The organism is Acidisarcina polymorpha (assembly GCF_003330725.1).
Taxonomy (GTDB): Bacteria; Acidobacteriota; Terriglobia; order Terriglobales; family Acidobacteriaceae; genus Acidisarcina; species Acidisarcina polymorpha.
In genome coordinates this window covers 1,438,508-1,464,020 of record NZ_CP030840.1, presented here as the reverse complement: position 1 = coordinate 1,464,020, position 25,513 = coordinate 1,438,508, and the positions used below count along the sequence as shown (strand labels likewise).

At 54.8% G+C, this 25,513-nt stretch carries 21 protein-coding genes and 3 pseudogenes; 9 read left to right on the top strand and 15 right to left on the bottom strand.

The window, feature by feature from the left end; translation table 11 throughout:
- The first annotated feature begins 12 nt into the window (after window positions 1-12).
- On the top strand, window positions 13-399 hold the full coding sequence (locus tag ACPOL_RS06455) for a DoxX family protein (RefSeq protein WP_114210638.1): 387 nt from the start codon (window positions 13-15) through the stop codon (window positions 397-399).
- 223 nt (window positions 400-622) lie between these two features.
- On the opposite strand, the gene ACPOL_RS06450 is transcribed toward ACPOL_RS06455, so the two are convergent.
- Entirely contained in the window at window positions 623-1,045 is a 423-nt protein-coding gene (locus tag ACPOL_RS06450; RefSeq protein WP_114206334.1) for an ester cyclase, read from the bottom strand.
- 122 nt (window positions 1,046-1,167) lie between these two features.
- Here ACPOL_RS06450 and ACPOL_RS35695 point away from each other — a divergent pair.
- The 3 genes and pseudogenes from ACPOL_RS35695 to ACPOL_RS06440 all read left to right on the top strand — a co-directional run.
- Window positions 1,168-1,266: pseudogene (locus ACPOL_RS35695) on the top strand (hypothetical protein); the annotation flags it as partial.
- 11 nt (window positions 1,267-1,277) lie between these two features.
- The gene (locus ACPOL_RS35430) at window positions 1,278-1,409 is read left to right on the top strand and encodes a hypothetical protein (RefSeq protein WP_275066526.1); all 132 of its coding nucleotides are present in this window, start codon (window positions 1,278-1,280) and stop codon (window positions 1,407-1,409) included.
- Window positions 1,406-1,732 carry a hypothetical protein gene (locus tag ACPOL_RS06440; RefSeq protein ID WP_114206332.1) on the top strand — a complete coding sequence of 109 codons (327 nt, stop codon included), beginning with the start codon at window positions 1,406-1,408 and terminating at the stop codon, window positions 1,730-1,732. Before ACPOL_RS35430 ends, ACPOL_RS06440 begins: the two co-directional genes overlap by 4 nt.
- 261 nt (window positions 1,733-1,993) lie before the next feature.
- Here ACPOL_RS06440 and ACPOL_RS06435 read toward each other — a convergent pair whose 3' ends face one another.
- The gene (locus tag ACPOL_RS06435; RefSeq protein ID WP_236657276.1) at window positions 1,994-2,413 is read right to left on the bottom strand and encodes a winged helix-turn-helix transcriptional regulator; all 420 of its coding nucleotides are present in this window, start codon (window positions 2,411-2,413) and stop codon (window positions 1,994-1,996) included.
- Window positions 2,414-2,528: 115 nt separating this feature from the next.
- On the opposite strand from ACPOL_RS06435, the gene ACPOL_RS06430 reads away from it, so the two are divergent.
- Together ACPOL_RS06430 and ACPOL_RS06425 are read left to right on the top strand one after the other, a co-directional pair.
- On the top strand, window positions 2,529-3,338 hold the full coding sequence (locus ACPOL_RS06430) for an SDR family NAD(P)-dependent oxidoreductase (RefSeq protein WP_236657275.1): 810 nt from the start codon (window positions 2,529-2,531) through the stop codon (window positions 3,336-3,338).
- Between the two features lie 684 nt (window positions 3,339-4,022).
- Window positions 4,023-4,445 carry a hypothetical protein gene (locus ACPOL_RS06425; protein WP_114206329.1) on the top strand — a complete coding sequence of 141 codons (423 nt, stop codon included), beginning with the start codon at window positions 4,023-4,025 and terminating at the stop codon, window positions 4,443-4,445.
- A gap of 51 nt (window positions 4,446-4,496) precedes the next feature.
- Here ACPOL_RS06425 and ACPOL_RS06420 read toward each other — a convergent pair whose 3' ends face one another.
- A complete protein-coding gene (locus ACPOL_RS06420) occupies window positions 4,497-4,769 on the bottom strand; it encodes a transposase (RefSeq protein WP_114206328.1) in 273 nt (90 codons plus the stop codon).
- Between the two features lie 2 nt (window positions 4,770-4,771).
- On the opposite strand from ACPOL_RS06420, the gene ACPOL_RS33455 reads away from it, so the two are divergent.
- Window positions 4,772-4,945, top strand: coding sequence for a hypothetical protein (locus ACPOL_RS33455; RefSeq protein ID WP_161557235.1), 174 nt, complete (start codon window positions 4,772-4,774; stop codon window positions 4,943-4,945).
- A 119-nt stretch (window positions 4,946-5,064) separates the two neighbouring features.
- On the opposite strand, the gene ACPOL_RS06415 is transcribed toward ACPOL_RS33455, so the two are convergent.
- The 8 genes from ACPOL_RS06415 to ACPOL_RS06375 all read right to left on the bottom strand — a co-directional run bounded on the left by ACPOL_RS06415 (window position 5,065) and on the right by ACPOL_RS06375 (window position 12,395).
- Window positions 5,065-6,405 (bottom strand): cytochrome P450, encoded by a 1,341-nt coding sequence (locus ACPOL_RS06415; RefSeq protein WP_161557234.1) that lies wholly within the window; start codon window positions 6,403-6,405, stop codon window positions 5,065-5,067.
- Window positions 6,406-6,606: 201 nt separating this feature from the next.
- Entirely contained in the window at window positions 6,607-6,951 is a 345-nt protein-coding gene (locus tag ACPOL_RS36075) for a hypothetical protein (RefSeq protein WP_150132924.1), read from the bottom strand.
- 257 nt (window positions 6,952-7,208) lie between these two features.
- The gene (locus ACPOL_RS06400; RefSeq protein ID WP_114206324.1) at window positions 7,209-7,958 is read right to left on the bottom strand and encodes an SDR family oxidoreductase; all 750 of its coding nucleotides are present in this window, start codon (window positions 7,956-7,958) and stop codon (window positions 7,209-7,211) included.
- A 203-nt stretch (window positions 7,959-8,161) separates the two neighbouring features.
- A complete protein-coding gene (locus tag ACPOL_RS06395; protein ID WP_114206323.1) occupies window positions 8,162-8,416 on the bottom strand; it encodes an acyl carrier protein in 255 nt (84 codons plus the stop codon).
- Window positions 8,417-8,494: 78 nt separating this feature from the next.
- Complete coding sequence (locus ACPOL_RS06390) at window positions 8,495-9,784, bottom strand: beta-ketoacyl-[acyl-carrier-protein] synthase family protein (RefSeq protein WP_114206322.1); 1,290 nt, start codon at window positions 9,782-9,784, stop codon at window positions 8,495-8,497.
- Window positions 9,777-10,247: a 3-hydroxyacyl-ACP dehydratase FabZ family protein gene (locus ACPOL_RS06385; protein ID WP_114206321.1), complete on the bottom strand. Its 471-nt coding sequence runs from the start codon at window positions 10,245-10,247 to the stop codon at window positions 9,777-9,779. Before ACPOL_RS06385 ends, ACPOL_RS06390 begins: the two co-directional genes overlap by 8 nt.
- A gap of 12 nt (window positions 10,248-10,259) precedes the next feature.
- The gene (locus ACPOL_RS06380; protein ID WP_201759109.1) at window positions 10,260-11,282 is read right to left on the bottom strand and encodes a 3-oxoacyl-ACP synthase III family protein; all 1,023 of its coding nucleotides are present in this window, start codon (window positions 11,280-11,282) and stop codon (window positions 10,260-10,262) included.
- 69 nt (window positions 11,283-11,351) lie between these two features.
- A complete protein-coding gene (locus ACPOL_RS06375; protein ID WP_114206319.1) occupies window positions 11,352-12,395 on the bottom strand; it encodes a 3-oxoacyl-[acyl-carrier-protein] synthase III C-terminal domain-containing protein in 1,044 nt (347 codons plus the stop codon).
- Window positions 12,396-12,719: 324 nt separating this feature from the next.
- On the opposite strand from ACPOL_RS06375, the pseudogene ACPOL_RS36070 reads away from it, so the two are divergent.
- Window positions 12,720-12,945, top strand: a pseudogene (locus ACPOL_RS36070) (IS6 family transposase); the annotation flags it as partial.
- Window positions 12,946-13,471: 526 nt separating this feature from the next.
- Here ACPOL_RS36070 and ACPOL_RS06360 read toward each other — a convergent pair.
- From ACPOL_RS06360 to ACPOL_RS06345, 4 genes and pseudogenes are all read right to left on the bottom strand, one after another.
- Window positions 13,472-13,933, bottom strand: a pseudogene (locus tag ACPOL_RS06360) (DDE-type integrase/transposase/recombinase); the annotation flags it as partial.
- 58 nt (window positions 13,934-13,991) lie between these two features.
- Entirely contained in the window at window positions 13,992-15,248 is a 1,257-nt protein-coding gene (locus ACPOL_RS06355; protein WP_114206315.1) for a nucleotide disphospho-sugar-binding domain-containing protein, read from the bottom strand.
- A gap of 42 nt (window positions 15,249-15,290) precedes the next feature.
- On the bottom strand, window positions 15,291-15,470 hold the full coding sequence (locus ACPOL_RS33450) for a hypothetical protein (RefSeq protein ID WP_114206314.1): 180 nt from the start codon (window positions 15,468-15,470) through the stop codon (window positions 15,291-15,293).
- Window positions 15,471-15,600: 130 nt separating this feature from the next.
- Window positions 15,601-16,908 carry a glycosyltransferase gene (locus tag ACPOL_RS06345; protein ID WP_114206313.1) on the bottom strand — a complete coding sequence of 436 codons (1,308 nt, stop codon included), beginning with the start codon at window positions 16,906-16,908 and terminating at the stop codon, window positions 15,601-15,603.
- Between the two features lie 852 nt (window positions 16,909-17,760).
- Between ACPOL_RS06345 and ACPOL_RS06335 the strand changes: the two genes are divergently transcribed.
- Window positions 17,761-25,476 carry a non-ribosomal peptide synthetase gene (locus ACPOL_RS06335; RefSeq protein ID WP_161557232.1) on the top strand — a complete coding sequence of 2,572 codons (7,716 nt, stop codon included), beginning with the start codon at window positions 17,761-17,763 and terminating at the stop codon, window positions 25,474-25,476.
- The last annotated feature ends 37 nt before the right edge of the window (window positions 25,477-25,513 follow it).

The window sequence follows — 25,513 nt, the reverse complement described above, 5'->3', positions numbered from 1 at the left end:
GGGAGCTGCGCCATGAAGATTGCCATTCTGATCGCCCGCATCCTGCTCGGATTCGTCTTTGCCGCCTCGGGTGTGGTTAGTATTCTGAAGCTCGGCAAAATGGGCGGAATGCCGGCCGATGCTACGACTTTCCTGACCCTGATGGTGGCGCACAACTACACCGTATTTGTGGCGCTGCTCATGCTGATCGGCGGATTACTTCTGCTGGTGGGCCGTTTTGTTCCGATCGGGCTGGTGCTGCTGGGGCCGATCTTGGTAAATATCCTGCTATTCCACATCCTGTTTCAAGTGCGGGGCATCATTACGGGACTAGTGTGTACCGGGCTGGAGATTTTTCTGATCTGGGCTTACCGGTCCAGTTTCCGCGGGCTGTTCATTGCGGCACCGGAGATCAGTTAAAGCCGCTCCTGGGCTTCGGTGCTAAGCGAAGTAAGGCTTCCGTCAACCTTTCGGACCAACGTTCCCCGAAAGTCAGCTATTGGGAAACTCGGCCACCATACTCGCAAAGGACTCTTTTGAGACGTCAAGGGAACATCAGCGCCCCGGGCTCCGGCTTTCGACCCGTGCAAGCCACTGAAAACAAGGCAGGGAAGTCGTGGGTCAAAACTTATCCTTTTCGAGACTAGGCTCCAGGTGGTGGCACTGCGCCGATCTGCATGAGCAATCCAAGTAAATCTGGCTGACCACGTTCCTCGACGAGTTGGCCCCCTGACAGTCGATAGAAATTCATCGCCTGAACCGCAATCGTTTTCCCGGTTGGTGGCACACCGAAGAAACTGCCGTGATGCGTGCCCCGCATGGTAAAGCGTGCGGCCACTTTGTCGTTTTCGGAAATCATCTCTTCAAGCGTCCATTGAATATCGGGGAAGCCGCTCCGCATCATTCCGATAACTGCAAGGTAGCCAGCCGGGCCGCGCATTGGTTCGGGACGTCCCGGCACATGGAACACCGCATCCGGCGAAATAAGTTCTTGGGCAAGTTCCTCGCTGCCGGTGTTGATGAACTCTACGAAACGGCGCATTACGACTTTGTTTTCTGCTGTCATGTTGAAAGGTCTATTACTCCTGTGCGCGATTTTAGTCGGACCGTGCCATCTTGTTCAAAACCCATGGGGCGAAAAGGACCCTTTGTGAGACATTTAGGCTACGATGTTCGCCTCGAGGTGTGATGAAGAGTTCTCCTCCACCGATATCGACGGAGCCGAACGAGCTGACGGCGGAATTGCACAGCCGCATGCCGGTCATCCTGCACGAACGGGACTATGACCGTTGGCTTGATTGCGGCGAAACGAACCGCTCGCCGGTCGATCTGCTGCGGCCTACGAAGCCGACGCCATGCTGGCGAAGGCCTGCAATCCGATGGTCGGCAATCCGCGCAACAACGTGCCGGAGATGCTGAACAGCGCATGAGATATCCGGTCACCCCGGACGGCCGCTATTTCGTGGTGGGGCGCCGGCTCTGGCGCTGCTCCAACCCGAACCTGACAGCCGAACGGCGAGCGCAGCTAACCCGCGAATTAATGGATGCCCGCCGCGACAAGAGACGCGCCATGCGGGATGGCGACACCGAGGGCAGGGAACTAGCCCGGCAGAGGATAGACCAAGCGAAGCAGGCACTTGGCGAACGCGGCGCAGTCTGGTGGACGGACGGAGCGCAGGACTGGAATCGGCACATGGCCCGCAATACGCCCTATGCGAAGTGGTTCACAGAGCAGGCCGCGTACGAAGGGTGATGCGGCCTTAGGCGTTTCGTTCTTTCCACGCCTTCGCAAGCTTTGTACAGTCGTGCATTATCTGCCTTAAACCTGCGACCATTACAAAATGCCGATCCCTGACTACCAGTTTCTGATGCCTCCCGTTACGGGATACCCATTCTTTACATCATGAACGATATGAAAGCAGATGAATCACATGGCACGTCTTCTCGAACAATTTCCTAAGATCATGGCGCATTCGAAGCGGGAAGCCGAGCGATGTTCATCGATCCGGGCAGCTCAGGCGGTCGGTCCTTCGAAGTTGCCTTCAAGGTTTCCGCACCCCTTGCTGGCTGTGGCGAACGCGTCGAATTGTGACTGGGCTTTCTCGATCTCCGACTGGTGAGTCACCGACCAGTCGTAAAGCGCCGCGAAGGGATCTTGTAGTGTCCGCCCGAGCTTTGTGATGGAATACTCCACCGCAACCGGCGAAACCGGAATGACTCGTCGCGCAACAAGCCCGTTCCTCTCAAGTCGGCGCAGAGTCTCCGTGAGAGCCTTCTGGGTAATCCCATCCAGACGACGCTTAATCACGTTAAAGCGCTGAGGTTTATCGCAGACGAAGGTAAGGACCAGGATTGCCCATTTATTCGCGATCTGCTCAAGAATTGGGCGCACTGCCGGGAGCGTCGCCATTATCTCTGTTTCTTTTGTCTCCAATGAGTTTCCTCCAGTAAACCTAGGCTAGCAAAAGTGCCTAATTGACACCAGGTATAGGTTATATACCATTCGTTACATGGCGTCCTGTCGGGACGCGCAACATCAAGGAGAAACATTGAGCGAATCGAATTCCAGCAGCCTTGGGACTGCTATCGTCACCGGCGCTTCCTCAGGAATCGGGAAGGTGTATGCCGACCGGTTGGCGGCACGTGGCTACGATCTTGTTCTCGTAGCACGTCGCACCGACCGTCTACAGCAGATCGCGGCCGACCTCCAGGAGCGTTTCTCCATCCGGGCGGAAGTGCTCGTCGCAGATCTCAGCCAACCCGCCGGCCTCTCTGCGACGATTGAGAAGATAGTCAGCGATGAATCCATCTCTGTGCTGGTGAACAACGCGGGCTACTCGTTGGCGAAACCGCTGACGGAAACGGGGTCGGAAGTCATGGCCAACATGATCGCCCTCAATGTCATTGCGCTCACGGCACTCTCGAAGGCGGCTCTGGAACGCTTCACGCTGCGCGGGAATGGCACGATCATCAATATCGGCTCCGGCGCTGGAGTAGCTCCTATCGCCTGGATCCCCGTATACGGTCCAACAAAGGCCTACGTACTTCAGTTCACGCAGATACTTCAACAGCACGTAGAGGGCACTAACGTTCGGGTTCAACTGGTTCTGCCGGGCGCCGTAGTGTCCGAAGGTTGGGATGTCGCTGGCGTCTCTCTCGATACTATTGATCCGGCTACTGTTATGACCACCGAGGATTGCGTGGATGCGGCTCTCTCCGGCCTTGATCGCGGCGAGTTGATCACGGTTCCCTCGCTTCAAGACGAGACATTGCTACGCAACCTCGAGGCTGCTGCTGGTGCACTGCTGCAAGCTGTGTTCGAAAGTGGCAAGCCCGCCACACGATACGGGTTGAAATAGTTAAGCCCGTTCCCTGGACGTGTCTCGTTGTGTGCAAGGAACGCTGACTTTCACCAACCATCACTAACCTAAATTTCTTGGAGTCGAGTGGTTAGACGAGTTCCCAAGTTGACGACTGGTCCTTGTTAAGGAAGAGAATTGAACCGGCTAGATCTTTGTAACGCCAAGGCTTTCGAGTGGTCCGTGCACGACATAGGATTTGTAAGTTTGAAGCGAAATGAAGTGTTGAGTGTGCACCGATACTTTAGGACAGGGAGGAAAACATCTGAAGGGATGGCATCCTCCACTAATTCAAGAGGATTTCAGTGCGGAAGTTGACACACACCCCCTGTTTATTCACACTGACCTACTACCAGCTATTCATAGAGCGACTGCTTCCGATTGATGTGCTACAACGTGGGTGTTCCAACAACCGCCCTCTATTGCGTAAGTGGAGCTATTGATACAGGTACCTACAATGTAATCGGGGTTTTTATGTGGGTGAAATTGCACGCATATTGTCCCGGGACAGCAATCTGAGTGTACGTGCCGTCAAAAGAGAATGGGAGTTCGGCGTTGCTCAGCGAGATCACTTCTGACGGAACGGCGTTTCTCAAAACTCATGCCTTCCGCAATCTCACAAGAGCAAGAAGAAGCGCCGTTTCGTTGGGGAACGGATTACCTAGCGTAGCCGTATTGGGATCCATGAGGCGGAACGGTGCTCATCTCGACGGATACCGCTCGGCGCAAGCATGGATCGTTGTAGGGGCAGGACTCTTCCTGTTGGCGCTGCTCGTATCGGCCGTTCTTGATCCCGAACTACGTGTGCTTCACTCCTTACAGGCACTGATATACGTTGCCGTGATCGTTCTGGCACGCCGAGATAGCGCGTGGGGGTATGGGGCTGGCTTCTCTATCGCAGTCCTTTGGAATTTGATGAGCCTCTTCGCCACCCACCTCATACAGGCCGGAGCAATAAGCTTATGGATGCTGTTGCGAACCGGGCACGCCGGGGAACTCATACCAATGGCAGTCTTGCTAGGCGGGATAGGGCACTTCAAGCAATTCCTGCAAAGCGGGGAGGAAACTGCCACGAAGGACCATATCCCTGTGGATGGGCGCTCTTGAAGTGCTCGATGACTGTTGCAATCGGAACGACGCGGTCCGGGTTGAACTGATTCAGTTCTTTGGAAGGAGGGCCCTTGTGCGCTCAGTTCTGAAGACAAGAATGGAGCCGGTAAGCGCGATGACGGCAACATGGAGGGAAAACAACACGCCCCCCCATTTCTGCCGCGGCACCAAGCCCAGCCACGCGGCAATTGCCTTCCATTTCGAAAGCGGTCCGTTGCTCACAGCAGCCGCGATGGCAGTCGCGGGGACTGGCCCTATGCCTTCAACGGCTTCGAGAGATATTTCAGCATGTTGTCTATTCGAAGGAAAACCATGACGCATTTGTGGCAGATCTCAAAGAGAGCGGCGCGAACCAATCTGTGGGCGAAGCCGTCTCCAGGGATATGCAGGGCGTGGACCTAACCTCACAGATAGCGGGTTTTCGCGTTCCTGTCCTGGTCATAACCGGGCGCTTCGACACCAACATCGCCCCTATTGTTGCCTGGAAGATACACTAAAGGGTAGATAGACAGATAGCAATCGAGTGTGGAAGATACTCCTCACTCCCGTTCATGCACTCTGTCGCCTAAGTTGACGATACCCGTCGGGCTTTGAGTTTTGCGCAAAGAGCCACGGTTCACCGTGAGCGCGCATCGATCCGGAGTGACACCGCATGCTTAGGGCGAAGGGTCATCCAGGCCTCGGGGGCTACGCTACTTCCAGGTGGGCTGGAAAGGCGAAAGCGAGAGAGAATAGCTGCCAGTCCAAGGACAATTTCAACCATAGCGAAGTGTTGACCGATGCACACACGTGGCCCCACCCCAAAAGGGACATAAGTGAACTTCTTTAAGGAAGTCCCATCCTGCCAGCGTTCCGGCTGAAATGCCTCAGGATCAGAGAACCAGCGGGGATCGCGATGAAGCCGATAGATACACAACCAGATGTGGGTCCCTCTGGCGACAGGAAAGCCAGAAAGCGTCGTATTCCGGATTGTGTAGCGTCCAATGCACCACAGCGGCGGATAGAGCCGGAGGGTCTCCTGGACAATCGCAGAGAGATAGCGAAGGCTTGGCATATCCTCTGGACGCAAGGGACGGTTGCTTGTGACCTTGAGAACCTCAGAAGCGGCGTGATCCTGAATGTCGGGGTTCGTGCTGAGAAGATGCATTGCCCACGCAAGCGTGAGCGCGGAAGTCTCGTGACCCGCTATAAACATATTCATGATTTCATCGTGGATCTGCCGGTCGGACATCGATGTGCCATCTTCACCGCGCGCATCGAGAAGAACGTTCAGCATGTCGGAAGACGAGGCGGATTGGCCCGTTCCCGCTCTCGCCCTCCTCCGATGAGAGATCATCCGCGAGATCGCCTGATCCAAGACTTTTACAGCCCGATTCCAACAAATGCTTCGCGGCAGCGGCAATCTTCTCCATAAATTGAGGTAGAGAACCTCACTCCGCAAATCATCGAAGACAGTAGTGACGGCCTGAGCGATGGCCATGGCATCGACATCCGGTTTGCTGCCAAATAGAGTCCTGCAGACTACGTCGCGTGTATAGTGCATCATTTCCAAGTGGAGGTTCCTCAAATCTCCTGGGCGCCAACCCTCGATCCGCTGCGAGACGCACTCCAGCATTACGCTGGCATAACTCTGAATCGCACTACTGTGGAATTTCGGCTGAATCAGGCGCCGCTGACTGCGCCATAACTCACCTTCGCTGGCAAAGAGGCCATTGCCGAGGATGGGGCGGAGATTGCGCACCTCTGATGACCGCCCGAAGCTATCGCGCTCGTTGACAAGCACGGCTTCAATGTCATCGGGATTGCACAAGAGTAAAACATTGCGGCTGAAAACACGGAGTTGCACACGGTCTCCGTGGGTATCAAATGTCCGCATAAAGAAGCTCAGAGCGTTGCGGCTCAGCGGGATAATGGTGCTGAAGAATGGAATGCCCGGCAAGGTGGCGAACGGCTTCATTGCTCCCGCTCGCTCTTGGCTAGAGTGTTGCGTGTCACTAGCCGGGTTTCGATTCGGAGATTCCATCGATCGTTAACACTCCATGTTTGTAGATACCAAAAATGGACGCCGTCTTATTATGTGGCCCGTCGGTAGCACCCTCTCGATCGGTAACGAAAGCTGCTTACTAGTTCGACGCTCGCGTCTGTGTCTTTGGCAGATCTACGCGAAGACAATGTCTGCGCTTCTTCCGTTTAAGCACAGCCCGGCTGCGCGATAGATCCTGTACCGCCGCTTGTGGTTCACGCGTTCCCCTTCCCGCTCGATCAGCACGCGCAATCGACGATATCGATAGCGCGGCCTTTCTCGAGCCAGTAACAACAGCCGTTCGTGAAGAACTTCATCGGCTCGGCTTTCCAGGTAGGGATTGTGTGTCTGGACACGCTGTACTCCCATGCCACGTCCTCCACCTTGCGCCCCGCCTACACCTGCTTCAACGCCGCGATAGTCCCCGCTTCGCCACGCTGATTCCTCGGCAATTCCGCCCCTCCCTGAATCCGAGATCATACTTCCGTATGTGCGGTTCCCGGGGGAGCAGGTCATCTAAGGAGCAGATTCTTTCTTTACAGAATTCTTCTGCGTCTTGATCGTCGCACCTCTTGCGACAACCGGGCCTTGCAGCTTCCAGGCCGATCTCCAAACCTCTGATGGGCCTGCTTCCAGGCCCTTCCAAACCACGACATATTTACCCAGACTCGCAGTTGGTTTGCCTTGGCCGTCGTTCGAGTTCAGCTCCGATGGTCCGACATCCCAGACCATGTCTCCTAAACTTGAGCATGGCCACCATCGACGGGAATATCCGCTCCGATGATGAAGGTGCTGTCATCGGAGGCCAGAAACACTGCGGCTTTTGCAATCTCATCGGGGTCGGCGAAGACGCCGGTCAGCGTCTCGGAAGCGACCTTCGACTTCATCGCGTCGATCTGGTCGGCGGGCAGGCCAGCTTTGCCGAAGATGGGAGTCTCGGTCGGGCCAGGAGTCAAGACGTTGACGCGGATCCTTCGGGGTTTCAACTCCGCCGACCAACTCCGGGCGAAGCCGCGAAGCGCAGCCTTGCTGGCGATGTACACGCTCAAACCGGGCATGCCCTTGGTTGCGCTGGAAGAACCACAGAGGATGACGGAGCTGCCGTCGGGCATCAACGGAAGCGCTTTTTGCACGGTAAAGAAAACTCCGCGCACGTTCACGTTAAAGATTGAATCGAAACAGCTCTCTGCGACGTGCTCGATAGGAGCCCACACTCCGATACCGGCATTCGCGAAAACGATGTCGACGCGACCCTGCTCGCTGCGTACTTGTTCATACAGTCGATCGAGGTCGGCGGTGACGGCAACATCCCCCTGAACTGCGGTGACGTTTCTCCCGATACGCTCAGCGGCAAGATCCAGTTCCTTCTGCCGTCGGCCGGTGATGTAGACGTAGGCGCCCTCCTCGACGTAGCGCTTGGCCGTTGCTAAACCGATGCCACTGTTTCCGCCGGTGATGATAGCGATCTTACCTTCGAGTTTCTTCATATGACTCCGAATCCTGATGATCTGCCAGGTTAGGGCAGGAATATGTGGCGCTCTTAAATCCCGTGGTGGTCCTCTTCCATCAGTCGCGCTATCGCGACATCTGTTGGTGGGCGGCTATGGATGTAACGCGCGAGAGCATAATGTATTCCAGATCGGTTGTCCCTGCCAGGTTTGCTTGGGGGGACAAAAGCTCCGAGATATATTCACGATGCTCCATTGCACAGTGAATAGATGAGTGTGACAATTTCTCCAACGGTATTCATTTGTTCCATGTCCGAATCAGGAATTGAAATTTTGAACTTATCTTCAAGATCCAACACGATATCAACCATACGCGCAGAATTAATACCTAAATTCTCAGACAGGTTGGTTCCTTCAGTGATCTTTATTGGACCATCTTTAACCGTGTAAGTCAGAATGACGCTTTCCACTCCACAATATATTTCGCTATTCGTCAAATTTCGCTCCTAAGTATATGAGTCACGATTCCGAAGTAGTTTCAAGTGATAAGGCGCCTCTTGGTAGGTGTTGGTAGCCTAACAAGCAGCCGAAGTCTTACAGCCCCATTTTCGAAGAATCACGCATGCATTTACATCTCCAAATCCAAAGCTTACTTTCATTGCTGTAGAGATTGGGCTTGCGATGCAAGTCTGCGGGATTCGCGGCCGCAACCATTCCACGGATGGGTGCAGATCTTCTGTATTGAGTGATGGATGGATAAACCCTCGGTCGAGTTGAAGCACCGTGGCAACCGACTCAATGGAGCCAGATGCCCCAAGTGAATGGCCTATCATCGACTTAGTTGAATTGAGCAAGGGGAACAAATCTTCAGGCAGATCCAGCGCAGCCTTTATATTTTCAACCTCTTTTGTGTCGGCTATTGTAGCTGTCAGGTGACCGTTTATGTAATCAATATCTGCGCCTTCTAGGTGGGCTGAGGAGAGCGCATTCTGTATGCAGCGTCGCATCCCAGAGGGGTTGCCAGAGGTGATGGATCCCCCATTGCGCTGCCCACCACACGTCGCGCCAGTGCCGACAATTTCAGCATAGATACGGGCTCCGCGGCTTTGAGCACTGTCGAGTGTCTCTAGCATCAGCATGCCTGCACCGGCGGAAGGGACGAACCCTCCAGCAGTCTTGCTGAGCGGGCGCGAAGCCCGTTCAGGTTCGTCGTTGAAGGCTCTACAGCAGACCCGCATGGCGTCAAAAGCCGCCCACGCATGAACTGACGCTCCCTCGGCACTTCCAGCCATCATCCGGCAGGCTTGACCCATCTTTAGACATCTGACCGCCTGAACCAAAGCCTCTGTACCCGTAGCACATGCGCTGCTTATGGTGTTAACCTCGCCACCCAACCCCAGTAGTCCTCCCACGAAGGCGCTTACTGCGCTACTCATGAATTGCTCTACGAGCGCGCTTCCCATGCGCCGCGCCATTCCGAGATTGATCATCGAAACTAGCTTCTCAGAGATAGTGTCGACACCTCCTAGGCCAGTACCAACTACCGCCCCAGTCATCCAGTCCACTGGCCCAGGGATGCAGGGATCGTAGGCAAACCCAGCATCTCGCCAGCACTCTATTGCGGCTAGTCCCGCATAGAGCATACCGCTGTTTATGGTACGGAGCGTCAGCGCATTAAATGTTTTCGCCAGTCTCGCCTCACTCACTTCTGGCTCTCCTGCAACCTGACAGTGCAAGTTCAATTCCCTCATGCGCGAGTGGCTCCGTATCCCCGACCTACCTTCTCTTAGCGCAGTTTCAAAGTCACGCACGCAAGAACCATTTGCAGCTATAACACCGACACCAGTAACGACAACTCTATGCAATTGACACTCCCATTCCGCCTATGGTTGCTGTAGCAACTAAGTCCAAGTTCTGGTTGAACATTTTTATGTGGCAGCGAATCTTGCGGGCACGCCACAGTACAACCTCGCTGCGGATTATGACACCTTCTGGCGGAAGAACCGGACGATAGAATTCACCCTGAACGTCAGTTAATACCGTACGTAGCTTGACGACCTGTGAAGCATCCAACACTTTGCGCATCAGGTATAGCGCCTGCACGACCACACCTCCTTGTGCCATGGCCTCTAGAAGAATCACACCGGGTGTTACCGGATCGCCCTGAAAATGACCCGTATAAAAGTACTCGTCACCGCGAAATTGATATGTTGCACAGACATGCTGGTCGTCAATCTCGAGAATCTGATCCACAAATCGGAAAGGCACTGTCTGTGGCAACAATGCCAGGAGTTCATCTCGATCCGCTTGGGTCGACTTATCTACCATGTTCACATTGACCTAGGGGCTAGGAGGTGGACCCGCATCAAACAACATCCCGCCCCAGGTCAACCCTGAACCAACGAGAGCCACACAAATAAGTCCTACGGGTAAATCGCCCCAGAGCTCAGAGAGTACCGACAGTGCGCCGCTAGCCCCACAGTTTCCATATCTATCGACGTTGAACAAATGATGCCTCTCCGGAATGCCGGCTTTTCTGCAGACGGCTTTGAGCATTAGCAAATTTGCTTGATGGCCTACAAAGCCCGCCAGTTCAATCCTCTCGTCACTTCTCGAACATAGTTCGTCGATAACCAGAACGCTTTTTCGTATTGCGAAAGACTGAACTGCAGGTCCATCCTGTTTAAAAAAGCCCCCAGTGGGAATGGTTACTTTGTCCCATCCACTAGGATCGCTCTGCAGGGAAGTTTTTATAACTGATAACCTTCCAGGTATGCGTGTAGATACTATTGCGGCCGTGGATCCATCCCCCCACAATACAGCAGTCTTTCTATCGCCATAATCGACCTTCCGCGTAGTATTCTCGGCGGTGACGAGTAAAATATACTCAGGTAGGGCCTCCGGTCTCATATTCTTCAGCATATGGATCTGGGCCACAAAGGTCGAACAGGCTGAACTGACGTCGAATGCGGGGCATTCGATACCTAACTCAGCAGCTATCGTGCATGCCTCTGCTGGTGTTGAATATCGCGGTGAGCAACCGCCAGAAATAATCATTCCAACGTCCTCTGGCCGCAGACCTACGCGAGCCATTGCCATCCGGGCCGCCTCGGCACCAGTCTCAGCATTTGTAAACTCAGCAGCTTCATCGGCCGCCCGCAGGTCGCAGTTCTTGGTAGTTCGGATGTAGTCAAGGGGTAATACGGTTCTGCGTGAGCGTATACCAACTCGCTCTGCGATCCATTTAGCATCTGCACCGATATCTAATGATTCGAGAAACTCGTTATCAATAATGCCTCTCGGATGGAAGTGTCCGAGAGATACTACGTGTAATCGGGCGTCTAAGGGCGGGGTCATTGTCATCTCTCAAGCAATCATGTTGCTTCGTGCAGTGTCATCTGCCATATAACGTTTGGAACGATGTCACAATGCTTATAGCTGAAACGCAAAGGAAGCGAAGGACATTCCCGCACTTCCTACCCACCCGGCGAGCGTATCACCTTCTTGGATCGTTCCTTCTTCCTGCGCCATTGCGATCCCGGCGGGAACAGAAGCCGAAACCAGATTCCCATAGTCGGGATAGATAAATCTGATCTTGTCCTGGACGCCGACTTCGGCTCCCATGTCCATCCACAGCTTCTTGGATGCGGCGTGGGGAAATATTTCCTTTATCTCGTCAAGAGGAGTGGACAGGCGCTTGAATATCTCCACGCCATGTGACCATCCAAGGCGGAACATATCGCCCCCAAATGAGGTGAACTGGTTGGCCCCATTACGTCCAAGCCGGGGCTGCGGCTGGCAGTAACGATCGAAGCACTCCAGCGGAATACTGCAAAGGTCGCTCAGATCCGAGTGGCTGCTGAAGTGGAACTCCCAGGGTCTGGAGTCATCACGGATGAGAAAGGTTGCAGAGGCTGCTTCTCCCATGGTGTACGCGGGAAAATTCCACTCAACCGCATCCACGCTATCAAGTTGGAAGCATCCTGGATTGACCCGCCCTCCGGGACGCATGCTGCATTCACAGTTAACGACAAGAGCATTCTTATACACGCCGGAGCGGAACATAGTGTAGGCCACAAAGATGGCTCTGACCCAGCTCATGCAGGCGTCGACGATATCAAAGCAGTGAGCTTGCGGCATCCCGCAAGCGACAGCGACCACATTTGCCATCGCGGGCTCGAGAAAGCCACGATCGACGCCAGTGTAGATGATGAGATCGACATCTGATCCTCTGGCACCTGCTTGAGCGAGTGTCTCAGAGATGGCTTGTTGTAAGAGGTCGAATGGTCTCTCGCCACTGGCTAGCCAGCGCCGCTGATGTGAGCCCGAGTGAAGCAGATAATACCTTATGCGCTTAAGGACGTCATTCAGTTGAACACTCAGTGTTCGACTGCTGTGTTCGGCAACCATCAGCTCTATCGTGGCGTTATCAATCACTTGCGAAGGTATGACCGCTTTTACTCCGGCGATCCTCATATATTCTCCTATCCGTGTCATACGGAATAACGCATTGACATGTCCCTTATTCCAAGCAATCTGCCCTTCTCGCAAATCAGGGCAGTAACACTGCAGCATAGTTACAGAACAAGCACGTTCTGTAGACGGAACTATGTCGCTGACAAGACTTCCGAAACTAGACGTTATAGCGAGGAAAAGCTCTCCAAATTGAGAACTCGCAAGACGACTCGGCATCGTCGGGACCTCCGTCCGCCACCTCCTGGAACCGACATAGGGATGTCGACGTGAAAACGGGATGAAGACGAGCGGAGCTGGCTATGTCAGTGTTCGGTTGGCAGCCAAATCATTGTTTGGCGTTGGTACTGCTGGTATGGCATTGGCTATCGCGATCTAGAGCAGGATGATGGGCGGGCGGAGCGTGAGCGCCGATTCTTCCACCATCTATCACTGGTTGGGCGGTACGTTGCCGAGACCGAGAAGCGACTGCGCTGACGGTGCCCCATTTCGATCGACGAGCTGGCGGATTGACGAGACTTACGTGAAGATTCGCGGTGTATGGGCCTATCTGATCCTCTTATAGAGGAACGCGGTTCGAAGAATGCCAGCACAGTTTGCGCGGTTGATCGAGCTCAACTCGCAGCCAGACATCTTGAAGAGGAGGTTTGCGAAGAAACCTGCCAACACAAAGAAGAGAGGCATCCGAAAAACATGTATAGCAAAGACGATTGCATTCCAAAATATGGGATGTGCGGTGGGGTCGTTAACCGGCCACATGCGAATTCTAGTGTACGGCAGAGCTCCATATAATACGATGCCGAGGAACATCATCCCCGCACGAAGGCTGTCAAGCGAGTGGAACCTGGGCGGGGTGCTGGGGTAACGATCTAGGCCCAGTGCATTGTCTCCACTTGTTCGCTCTTCCTGATGACGATCGCAGGGGCCGGAGAATCCTGAAAGTACGACAGTTGCCAACTTATCCATTTGTTGTATCAGTGTTTGGGACCTCTGGATGGGTTGCGACACACTAACACCTGCTGTGATCAGATTTCCCCGGTCGTGACAAACATTATCTTGGGCCAAACTCAACAACACTGTCACCCGGGGTAATCTGTGAGGCGTTTTCCTGCTGGTTCAGGCGCTTTAGACTCGAGGTGACTCACCGAGGTTCTGTTGCGGTAAAGGTGTATGAACGATGAAAAGCATAGGTTCGGGCTTACCCTGCCAAGGAGTAGAACTGCTGTGGGGGAGCGTCCGCCGCCACTGGTGTTCATTTGCCTTTTGCTAATCATATGCACGAGCTGGATGCCGGAGAGAAGGATGCGGGCGGGGAGATAGTCCTGGAACCCGAACATCGGCATCGTACGACGTTGCACGGCAAGGTGGTCTTGCTCGACGATGTTGCTCAGGTACTTTACCTGTCGCACAACGATCGTCTCCCCTCGTCCTGCGTACATGGTCTCCAGAGCTTCTACATTCGCGCCGGTCTTATTTAGAGTCATTTTCTCGGGTGCGCCGTTCCGCTCGACTGCTTGTTGGAAGAACCTGCGAGCCGCGGTTCTATTGCGATGCCGTCAGTGCAACAACAGCAAGTCGTCTTCATTGCGACAGAACCAATTAGCGGTGCATCACTTTATGCAGATGCTTGGCCGCACGCTGTGCCCCATCCTGCCACGCAATCTTCGCCTGCAACTTCCGCGCGGCTTCTTTGTACGATGGGTTACCCAGCACGCTGACTATCGTTTCGGTGAGAAGCTTTTGATTGAGTAGTTGGGCGTTTAGAAATTCACCGACGCCATGGTAAGCGACTCTTGCCGCTACTCCGGGCTGGTCGAAACTGATCGGCAAAACAACGAGGGGCACTCCGCGATAGAGCGATTCCAGAACACTGTTGAGCCCACCGTGCGTTACGAATAGCTCTGCGCGTTCAAGAATCCCGGTCTGAGGAACATAAGGGAGCACGATCGTGTTCGCAGCCAGCGGGCCGATCTCTTCCACCCCAATCTGGGGTCCAGTGGAAACAACGACCTGTCTACCTGCACCTTGAGCGGCTTGTACCGCCATGCGCAACCGCTGCTTCGCGTTCGTCAGCATGGTTCCCATCGATACGTAGATGAGTGATTCCCCGGTAAGGCGCTCCCACGGAAAGTCAATCGCAGAGCTTTGCTCGCGAGGGCTAATAAGCCCAGCATGGAAGAGATGTTCAGGCCAAAGCTGGTTCTCAAAATCAAACTCCTTCGGGACCTGCGTAATCCAGGTGTCTGTAGAAAGGAAGAAGGGATAAGGCGTAGTCAAGTCTGGGTGAATATTTCTGGCTGCAAGATAGTCGAGAGCTGCAGAACGGGCCGGCGCGCCCAACTCCCGAAGAAAGTTTAGATTGTTTTTATTTCGCTCGATGGCTTCACTACTCGTCTCGGGTGGCCAGTCAAAAAACCAATGAGGGGTGACACCCGAATAGTCGTCGTGGAGCTGTGCAGAGACGTGAGCAAAAGGCATTCCCATATGCATCGCGATCACCTCTAGTCCACGCGCGGAAGTATCCAGAAGCAAGGCGTCTGCGCCGCTCGCCCTGACAGCTCTTTCCCCATCCTTTAAAACGCCCGCTACGACATCGCAACCCACGGCGCTCGTTGCCCGCAGTGCGTCCATTCCGTACATCTCGCGAACAGGCTCGTACCTCCGTTGGAGCTCCCCACGCGGAAACTCCCGTAAGCAGACGGGAAAGAATTCCATATCCAACGAGTGAAACACAGGCGCATGGTCTTCCATGCCGATGGCGCACACTGAATGGCCAAACGTCTCCAACTCTTTCGCAAGTGCCGACATGACCCGAATGTGACTGTGGGAGAGCGCAGTATATATAGCGAATTTCATATTCGGTAGCCCTCGTCTGTACCTTGCGACGGTGAACGGTGATTAGTTGGTTGAGGGTGAAAGATTATGCGTGCATGCGTGAGTCTCAACGAGCGCGCTGAGAACAGGATTGTTCATGTGCTCGACGTGCATCAGGCAGAAGAATCCGAAAAGCGCTGCGTCGTCAAAAGCCAAGGCAATGCCATAATCGCCGACGAATTCATCGATCTCGTCCCTGGCCATCTGAACTGAAATGGAGAATCTCCAGCGTTTCCTGGGCAGATAGATCATATGTGTAGCAGGTTGTCTGTAGCTCTAAGAACGCATAACAATCTTTCGGGATGGCGAATCGCTCAAATGTTTGATTCATTGCTCACTCGCTTCCTGCAAAGTGTTCTCGCGCGGCTTCGGTGTGATCAGCAACCACGCTGGCAAGGGCTTTCTCGATATACTCGCCAGCACGCACAATACTTCTTTCATAGCTCAGAACACTTTGTAGCTGCTTCGCACGCGCACGGTAGCCGGGGTTCTGCATCACCTCGTCGATCAGACCGGAGAGGTTTGAGGGATTAAGATCCTCCACACGACAAAATGCACCTACCCCTGCGTACGCAACTCGGGCAGCGACCCCAGGCTGATCATTGGTGATCGGAAGAACAACGAGGGGAACTCCGCACTGGAGAGCTTCCAGCACCGTGTTGACGCCCCCATGCGTGATGCATAGTGCGGCTTGCCTCAAAATCTCAACTTGTGGGGCGAAGCGGACTAGGATCAAGTTGTCTGGGATATCCTTGAGCTTTTCGTCCATTGGAAATCCACCTGTCGACAGCACAATCTGGTACCCCTTGGTACGGGCAATCTTGACGACCACCTCATAGAGTGAAAACAGGTCCGTCTGCAGCGTTCCAAACGACACATAGATCAGCGGCTCTCCCGTCAGGCGATGCCACGGGAAGTTGGTATCTGGCATGCTCGGAGGCTGGCAAAGCGGTCCCACGTGGATGAGCTGCTTCGGCCAATGGGAGTTTTTAAAGTCAAGTTCCGGAGGGATCTGTGTGAGCCATGCAAGCTTCGAAGTCAGTGCGTGAAGGTCGCTCCATGCGATGTCCACGCCAGCCTCCTCCAGAAAGCTCCTGAGCAACGCATGCATTGGAGCCGCTGCTTTTGCCAGGCGAACCAACCCAGCACGGTTCCTGGCTAGCGCTTCCTCTGTTGTTTCCGGTGGCCAATCGTAGCACCAGAACGGCGTGTTCCCCGAATAGTCGCTATGTACAGCATTCGAAATGTGCACGTAGGGGATGTCCATGGAGACGGCCACCGCATCCATCCCCCTCGAGGAGAAATCAAGGATGAGGGCCTCAGCTTGACTTTCGCGGAGAGCCCGGGGGCCGTCCTCCAGCACCGCAGCGCATAGATGCGTCAGCATATTAATGCAGAACTCTGTACCAGCAATACCAGACATAGAGCGCAGCGGGGCGAGCGCTGCTCGCGTCGCCCCTAGAGGGTACTCTCTGTCACACATGGGCACGAAAGTCATTCCAACTTCTTGAGCGACTCTCTCCTCCAGATCGCGGAGTCCAAGCACGACGATCTCATGTCCGCGGCGACGCATCTCCCGGGCGACCGACAGCAGCACGGACACATGGCTCTGGAAAGGCAACATATAAATAGCGAGTTTCATAAGAGGGATTTCATTCTTTGTATGTTTGTCTCACGTGCTGATTTGCAAGGTAGGTCGTGAGAAACCATGCAGCCAGATAGTCACCTAGCCTGCATTGTTCAGATGGACCGGCTGCAACTTCAGCGAAAGCATCCAATATGCGGGTTAGTATTTTAAGGTGTCAGAGATGAGCGAAATCACCGGAAACCACTGGAGAATCGCACTTAGGGACAGTTTACTTTTAAGCGTTGCCTGGGTGGCACCTATGCAGTAGTGCTGCCCACACCCTAACGCCTGCGAACCAGGACGTTATCGTCTCCGGTTCAGCGTATCCGGTGAAGCAATGAGCGGGATCGTGATTGCCGGCGTACAACCCTAGCTGCACCCACGACTCTTCAGAAAGGTAAACTGCTCTCTGCTCTGGTTTCAAGTCCATCCTTTAAATCCCTTCTTTCATCGGCGGTTGGAGTAGTCGGCGGCCCTGCCCCAGGCTTAGGAGCAAACAACGTTATGCTGACAAGAACAAGCCACCGAGATGTTTATTCCACAAAACTGCACCGCTGTCGGATAACAATGCAGCAACAGAGTCTGGCGAGGCCGGAGCTCGGTCCTGCCGTTCATACCTTCTCGGATCTCTTGACGCCGCTGAGCAGAAGCGAATATGGGAATAAAGCCGTTGGAATGCTGTTATCTCTGTGTCTATATCAAAAAGCCAAGTACGTGATCTTCCATCGGTTTCTTAAACACGGCGTGAAAGGCATCCGAGGCCGCAGGAATGGGTTTTAAATCCGAATGGTTCTGATTCGCTTTGACCATAATTGCGAAGATGGTGCTAGATCCGTGCTGCCACAGCTTGAACGACATGAAGAGCAAATGAATTATATGGGCGACCTGGATCCTGCTCTGAGAGAGCATTTACCGGCAACTGCCACCCAGAAGGGTTTGTGGTTTTCCGAGAAATATCACGCACAGGGCGGCGAAAACAGCGTTGCCCAGATTCTTATGATCCATGGTTCGGTTGACGTGCAGGCTTTCTCTCAGGCGTACGGTCTTTTGATCGAAGCCGCTCCGGCTCTGCGAAGCACGTTTGCTTTTGTCGATGGAGACGTGCGTCAGACAGTCCACCCGCCGAGCCTTGACAGTCTTTTGATCGTGGACTTGTCCACGCATCCGGATGCCCGAGCGGAGATGCGGGGCTGGATCGATGGCGACATGAAGCGGAAGACACAGGTGGACAGACCGTACCTGTACAGCACAGCCCTGTTTCACCTGGGCAACAGTGAGTACGCCTGGTACATGCGAGCGCATCATCTGCTTATTGACGGCTACGGAGGGACGCTCGTGACCCGTCGTGTTGTGGAGTTGTATGCCTCACTTGTCCGTGGGCAAACACCCGCACTCGACCTGATCGGACCGGCCGAAATCCTCGCGATGGATGTTGCGTATGGGGACTCTGAACAGAAGCGGAAGGATGGCGCTTTCTGGCAGTCGGAGTTGGAAGGGTTCGGCAGCACAACAACGCTGGCGCTTTCAGGTGGGACATCGTCTCCAGACTTTCGCAGGCAGCGCATTCACCTCGATGCGGGAGTCGAAGCAAGACTGCGAGCGCTTGCGGCACAGAGGGGCGTCGACGTGCCGCATATTGTCTTCGCCATAATTGCGGCGTATCTGTATAGGCTAACCGGTGCGGAGGACGTCCTATTGGGATTGCCTGTCAAGGCACGTATCGGACGTGAGGCCCGCGATGCCATCGGAAGCTTCGCCAACATAGTTCCCCTGCGCCTCGCGGTCGATCCTGCAAACACCATCTCTCAACTGAGCTCCAGGGCTGCGTCGAAGGTCAAGCGCGTGCTCCGTCACCAGCGGTACCGTTTAGAAGACATCGAGCGTCACTATCGGTCCAAAAACGGCGGCGAAACTCTCTGTCGCGTAACGGTCAGCTACTCGGCATTCGAATATGACTTTTCGCTAGATCAAATTCCAGCATCGCTCGAAATCATCTCCGTGGGCCTGGTTGAGGATCTTGGCGTCGAGATCTTTGACTTTGGCCCCGAATCCCCTTTCTCGGTGGAGATGAACTTCAACGAGGGGCTTTACTCTGCCGCTGAGAGCGCCCTCCATGCTCGCCGATTCAGCGCCTTCTGCCGCCAGTGCATTGAACAGCCGGATCTCCCAGTTGACGCAATCCCACTTTTGCCACAGGAAGAACGTGAGCAGCTTCTGGAGAAGTGGAACCAAACAGAAGTTTCTTATCCCTCACATCTCTGCGTACACCAGCTTTTTGAGTTGCAGGCTTTGCGAGTGCCGGACGCTCCAGCCCTCAAGCAAAATGACACGGAGCTTACGTATCGAGAGCTCAATGTACGTGCCAACCATTTGGCGCATCACCTGAGTCTGCTGGGGGTAGGTCCGGATCGCTGTATCGCCGTGTGCATGGAGCGTTCTCCTGCCTTAATTGTGGCGCTGCTGGCGGTTTTGAAAGCAGGCGGCGCCTACGTGCCGCTCGAAACGCGCTACCCCATAAAGCGATTACAGGCAATTCTCCAGGACTGCGAGCCCGTCGCCATCATCGTGGATCAGTCGACGCGCGAGTCCATCCGTGCGGCTACGGTTCGCGGCGAGATGGTGTTGGATCTGGGCGCCGATGTTGGGCTCTGGGCCGCGGAGAATGACTATCATCCCAAGCCGCACGTTGAGGGGCTAACTTCTCGCAATCTGGCCTACATCATCTATACATCCGGTACCACGGGACAGCCGAAAGGCGTGATGATCGAGCACCGTAGTGTGGTCAATCAGATTGAAGCCCTGCGCGCCACTTATGGGATCACGAACTCAGATCGCTTGCTGCAGTTCGCCTCCGTCGCTTTTGACATGTCCGTCGAAGAGATTTTCGGCGCACTGCTCTCTGGTGCCTGCTTGGTACTACGCTCCGAAGAATGGCTAGCCAGCACACAGGCTTTCTTATCCCGCTGCGAACAGGTCGGAATCACCATGCTGAACCTACCGCCGGTGTTCTGGCAGCAGTTGCTGCAGTCTTCCGGCTCTCGTATGCCGGCATGCATTCGGCAGATCGCCATCGGAGGCGATGCTGTCTCTTCGCAAGCGCTCACCACATGGTTCGCGCATCCGGAGCCTCGCCCAAGACTGTATAACGCCTATGGCCCCACAGAAGCCACCGTGAATGCTACCGTTGCCGAGCTGCGGCCCGAGAATGTCAGACATGTATCGATCGGGAAGCCCTTATGGAACACGAGGGTGTACGTGCTGGATGAACAAAAAGAGCCGGTTCCGATCGGGGTTACGGGCGAGCTTTATCTAGGGGGCGCTGGCATCGCACGGGGCTACCATCACCTCCCCGAGGAGAACGCCGAGCGTTTCCTGGCGAATCCATTCGTTTCAGGAGATCGCCTGTATCGAACCGGCGACCTGGTCCGTTATCTTCCCGATAGCTCGCTTGAATATCTAGGGCGCAGCGATTATCAGATCAAGGTTCGCGGTTTTAGGATTGAGGCGGGGGAGATTGAGGCCCGTTTGGCAGAGTATCCCGGCATTCGAGATTCCGTGGTTGTCACTGCGGATCGGCAGGATGGCAGCGATAAGCAGCTCGTCGCGTATTACACCCTAACCGATGACAACTCATACGCCGAGCCCATCCTTCCGGCTGCGTTGCGGGCTTACCTGACCATCAGTCTGCCAGAGTACATGGTTCCCGCTGCGTATGTGCATCTGCGGCAGCTTCCCCTAACAAGCAACGGAAAGCTGGACCGTAATGCGCTTCCGATCGCCAGCCAAGACGCATATGCACAGCGCGTCTACGAAGAGCCTCGCGGACTGCTGGAAACATCGCTGGCGGCGGTGTGGTCCGAGCTATTCGTGCTTGACCGCATTGGCCGCAACGACAACTTCTTCGAGCTTGGCGGAGACTCCATTCGCGTGCTGCACCTCCTCTCGATAGTGCGACAACGGATGGGTAGAGAGCTTGGCTTCGCGAAGGTTTTCTCTCATCCCGTGCTCTCGCAATTGGCGAAAGAATTGGAAGGCGCATCAGAGCAGCACATTGTGCCCCTCAATAGCATCGGCGAAGGTCCGATTGAGCCCTGGATGGTGCCTCTGGCCCAGGTGAGCCAGGAGGAGATCGAGAAAATCGTGGCGGGGACGCCCGGCGGAGACGCCAACATACAGGACATCTATGCGTTGTCCCCACTCCAGGAAGGTATTTTCTTTCACCACTTGTCATCCCCTGATAGCGACCCTTATGTCTCCAGGGTTATCCTCTCGTTCCGCGACAGCGAACTCGTAAACCAGTTTATTCTCGCGCTCAAATTCTGCTGCGAACGCCACGATTCTCTGCGAACCATCGTGCTCTGGAAAGGTCTACGATCGCCCGTGCAGGTTGTTTTACGACAAGCAGATTTGAAAGTGCAGGAGATCGATCTGAACATCGATCGCGGGAGTGTTGTCGCGCAGCTCCAGCAGCGCTTTGATCCTCAGCATTACCATTTCGATATCAGCAACGCACCGCTCCTTCGTGTCTTCCTCGCTTATGATCCCAGCGAGAGTCGCTGGATTGTTCTTGTTTTAGAACATCATCTTCTCCTGGACCATGTAAGTGTCGAGGTTTTGACCGAAGAGATAGCCGCACACATGAGCAATACAGCGACCAACTTGCCCGCGCCAGGCCAGTTCCGCAATCACATCGCCCACGTCACCTCCGGTACGTCACAGAAGAAACACGCAGAGTTCTTCCGTGAACTACTGGCGGGCACGAAAGGCGCTACATATCCTTACGGAATTCCCCATTCCGAAGTTGATCATGCATGGAAGCAGGCCAATCTTTGCCTGGATGTGAGCCTGTCGCGAGCCATCCGGGATACCGCGAAAACCTTCCAAGTAAGTCCAGCTAGCCTGTTTCATTTTGCCTATGGAGTAGTCGTCGGACAGCTTTCAGGCATCGACGATGCGATCTTCGGGACCGTGCTGCTTGGCCGCTCAGCAAGCTGGAGCGGTATCGAGCGGACGCTCGGTTTGTTCGTCAATACTCTGCCAATGCGCGTCAGACTGAGTCGAGGAAGTGTTGAATCCGAACTGCGATACGTGCACCAGACGCTGACAAACCTGATTCAGCATGAGGATGCACCCCTCAGCTTGGCAAAACGTGCCAGTCAGCTGGATACAAGTATGCCGCTTTTTAGTGCCCTGCTGAACTATCGTCACAATTCAGGGCGCGAAAACGCTATAAAGATCGACGACCTGATTGACGGTGTCGCCACACTCAGGGCAGACGAATGGACGAACTATCCCATCAGCATAAATGTAGATGACTGGCACGAAGGCTTCTCGCTCACCGCCCAGGTAACAGCCGACATCGATCCATCACGCTTGTGCGGCTATCTCGAACACGCCTTGAAGGAGCTTGTGGAGGCACTCCAAAAAACGCCACATGTTCCGCCATCGCGCATCCAGATCCTGCCCTCCGCAGAAGCTCACCAGACTCTGGTCGCCTTCAATAAAACAGCCCATCCCTACTCCGCGCTTCAGCGGATTGAAACTCTGTTCGAAGCGCAAGCGGCACACACCCCTAATAGAGAAGCAGTTGTTTTCCAGGGGCAACGCGTCACCTACGACGCGCTAAACACGCAGGCAAACATCCTTGCGCACGCCCTGCTTGTCGCCGGCGTAAAGCCTGGCGCGTACCTGGCCATGTACCTAGACCGAAGCGTATCCATGCTCGTGGCCCTGCTGGCGACAATGAAAGTGGGTGCGACCTATATTCCACTGGATCCCACGCATCCCGCTCATCGGATTGAGTGGGTACTGACCGACAGCTGCCCCGTGGCGATATTGACAAACACAAGTCTCGCGCCGAGCATCGCGTCTCTGGACGGCTGCCCCAGGCTCATCCTGGTGGACAATGCCGAGATGGAGGATACTCCCGAAACACGCCAGAATCCTTCGGCCCCAATGCGCACCGCCGACATGGTCGCTTACATCCTTTATACGTCTGGCTCGACCGGCCGCCCGAAGGGTGTCATGATCGAACACCGGAGTGTCGTCAACCTACTCCAGTGCTTTGCGGAGAGGCTCGCACTCTCTCCCGCAGACCGGTGGCTCGCCACCACCACGATTACATTTGATATCGCTGGACTGGAGCTGTATCTGCCTCTGATCAGCGGAGCATGCGTGGTGCTGTGTCCCACTGAGGTAGCAGGCGACGCAACCCAGCTAGCCAGGTTGCTTCGCAGGGAGCCAGTCACCATCATGCAGGCAACTCCAACAGCTTGGAAACAACTCATCGCGGTAGGTTGGCTACCACCTCCACGGCTCAAAGTGCTTAGTGGCGGAGAGGAGTTAGAACGAAGCCTCGCGGAAACCCTGACAGCCAGCGGAAATGAAGTATGGAACTTGTACGGACCCACCGAAACGACGATCTGGTCTACAGCGGAGCAGTTGCAGTTGGGCAGCAAAGAGGTCAGCATCGGCTCTCCCTTGTGGAACACCCAGCTTTTCATCCTAGATGAACATGGAAAGCCGGCGCCGGTTGGTGTGGAAGGAGATCTATTCATCGCAGGGGCAGGCGTTGCACGCGGCTATCTCAACCGTCCCGAACTCAACGAAGAACGCTTCCTGCCTCACGCGTTCTCCACGGAGCCGGGCGCGAGGATGTATCGCACGGGCGACCGCGCCGTTTGGCTCGAGAACGGAAAGGTTATCTATCGCGGCCGCAATGACAATCAAGTCAAAATTCGCGGCTTCCGTATCGAGCTGGGCGAGATTGAAGCTAGGCTGGCAGAGCATCCCGATGTGCGCGAGGCAGCGGTCATCGCTCGTGAAAGTAAATCAGGCGATCTCCACCTGTTAGCCTACTTCGTCCCTGTTTCGGACAGTACACCATCCAGTGAAGTGCTGCGCGCCCACCTTTCCGCGTACCTGCCGGCCTACATGGTTCCTGCGGCGTACACTGTGATGGCCGCGTTTCCCACCACTCCGAATGGAAAGCTCGACCGCCGGGCACTTCCGGATCCGGGAGAACAGGCCTACAGCAGGCATGCATATGAGGCTCCTCAGGGGAACACCGAAATTCTCCTCGCAGAGATTTGGACGGAGCTCCTGAACGTCGAGAAAATTGGACGGCACGATAACTTCTTTGACCTCGGTGGCGACTCGCGCCTTGCCGTTCAGTTTGTTCTCCGGACGGGGAAGAGCTTTTCGAGGGAACTGACCCTTAAGACATTCTTCGATCGCCCTCTGCTGCGGGATGTGGCGCTCCTTCTTGACGAAAACACTCCATCGCCGATCATCTCCCACCCGGTGCCGCTGTCCGTTCGCGATCCTCAATATCCTCTCTCGCACTTTCAACTGACCTACTGGAAGATTCACAGGGACTTCCCAACTGCCCCGATCAACATCGGGGGCGCCATACTTCTGCAAGGTAACTTATCTCTCCGTGCCCTCCAGATGGCGGTGCACGATCTTGCCGAGCGTCATCCTGCCCTGAAGACCCGATTCATCAATCGTCAGCAAGGAGAAGAACCACTCGCCGAGGTGATGTTCAATTGGACTCCGAAGATCCGGATCGAGGATGTGGAAGAGAGCCTCGTGCAAGAGTGCTTGCGCTCTCAACTGTCCACAGTATTCGACCTGAATGCGACTCCTCCCGTCGACATGCTCCTGCTTCGCCTTAATCCAACACGACATATCCTGTCGTTATGCATGGACAACATCTTGGTGGACGGTTGGTCGCGAACACTCCTTACCCAGGACCTGCAATATCTTTACGAAGCTCATCTCGCGGGCACCAGCCCTGCACTTAGCGCCCCAGCACTGCAGTATTCCGATTACGCGATCTGGCAGCGAACGAACCCGTTTTCAGACGATTATGCGTACTGGCAGCAGCAGCTCCAAAGCGTTCAGCAACCGCGACCCCTGCGGCCTCACATGCCGAACGATGCGGTGTTCCCGTACAAAACCTCTTCCATCCGCCAGATGGTGATGCAGGATCTATATGAAAAGCTCAGCAGCGTAGCTGTCCGCAGCAACGCTAGTCTCTTCATGCTGCTTGTGTCGGGACTTGGTCTAGTGATGCGGAACTACACTTCGCAGCCTGATTTCTGTTTAGCCACAATCACGTCAGGCCGAACGCATCACAGCATGGAACATGTGGTCGGGGGATTCGTAAACGTGCTTCCCCTGCATGCGCGTCTTGAGGAATCCATGTCCGCGTCTGAATCGGTCGCCGCGGTCCGGGGATCTATCATCGATGCCTTAACACATGGTGGGATGCCTTACCCGTACAGGTTGGTGGAGGAGCGCCTCGGCACGCGGACGATGCCGGTTTGGGTGCGGATGCAAAACCATCCTCAAGAGATATCCGAAACATGGGCAGGCGATCTGCGCGTGTCGCCAGTCATGCAACAACAAGACCATTCGCCCCGGCAGCCCATGCAATTGGATATCTTCTTCTCCGAAGAAGGCGGCGAATTGTTTGTCACGATCCACTATGCAAAGGAACTATTTGATTCGCAGTTTATGACGACATTTGTTGCCAACTTGGAAAATCGACTTGCGTGGCTCGTCAACGAAATCTCATAGTCATGAAGAGGTTTGGACGGGATCAAAATTCTATTCG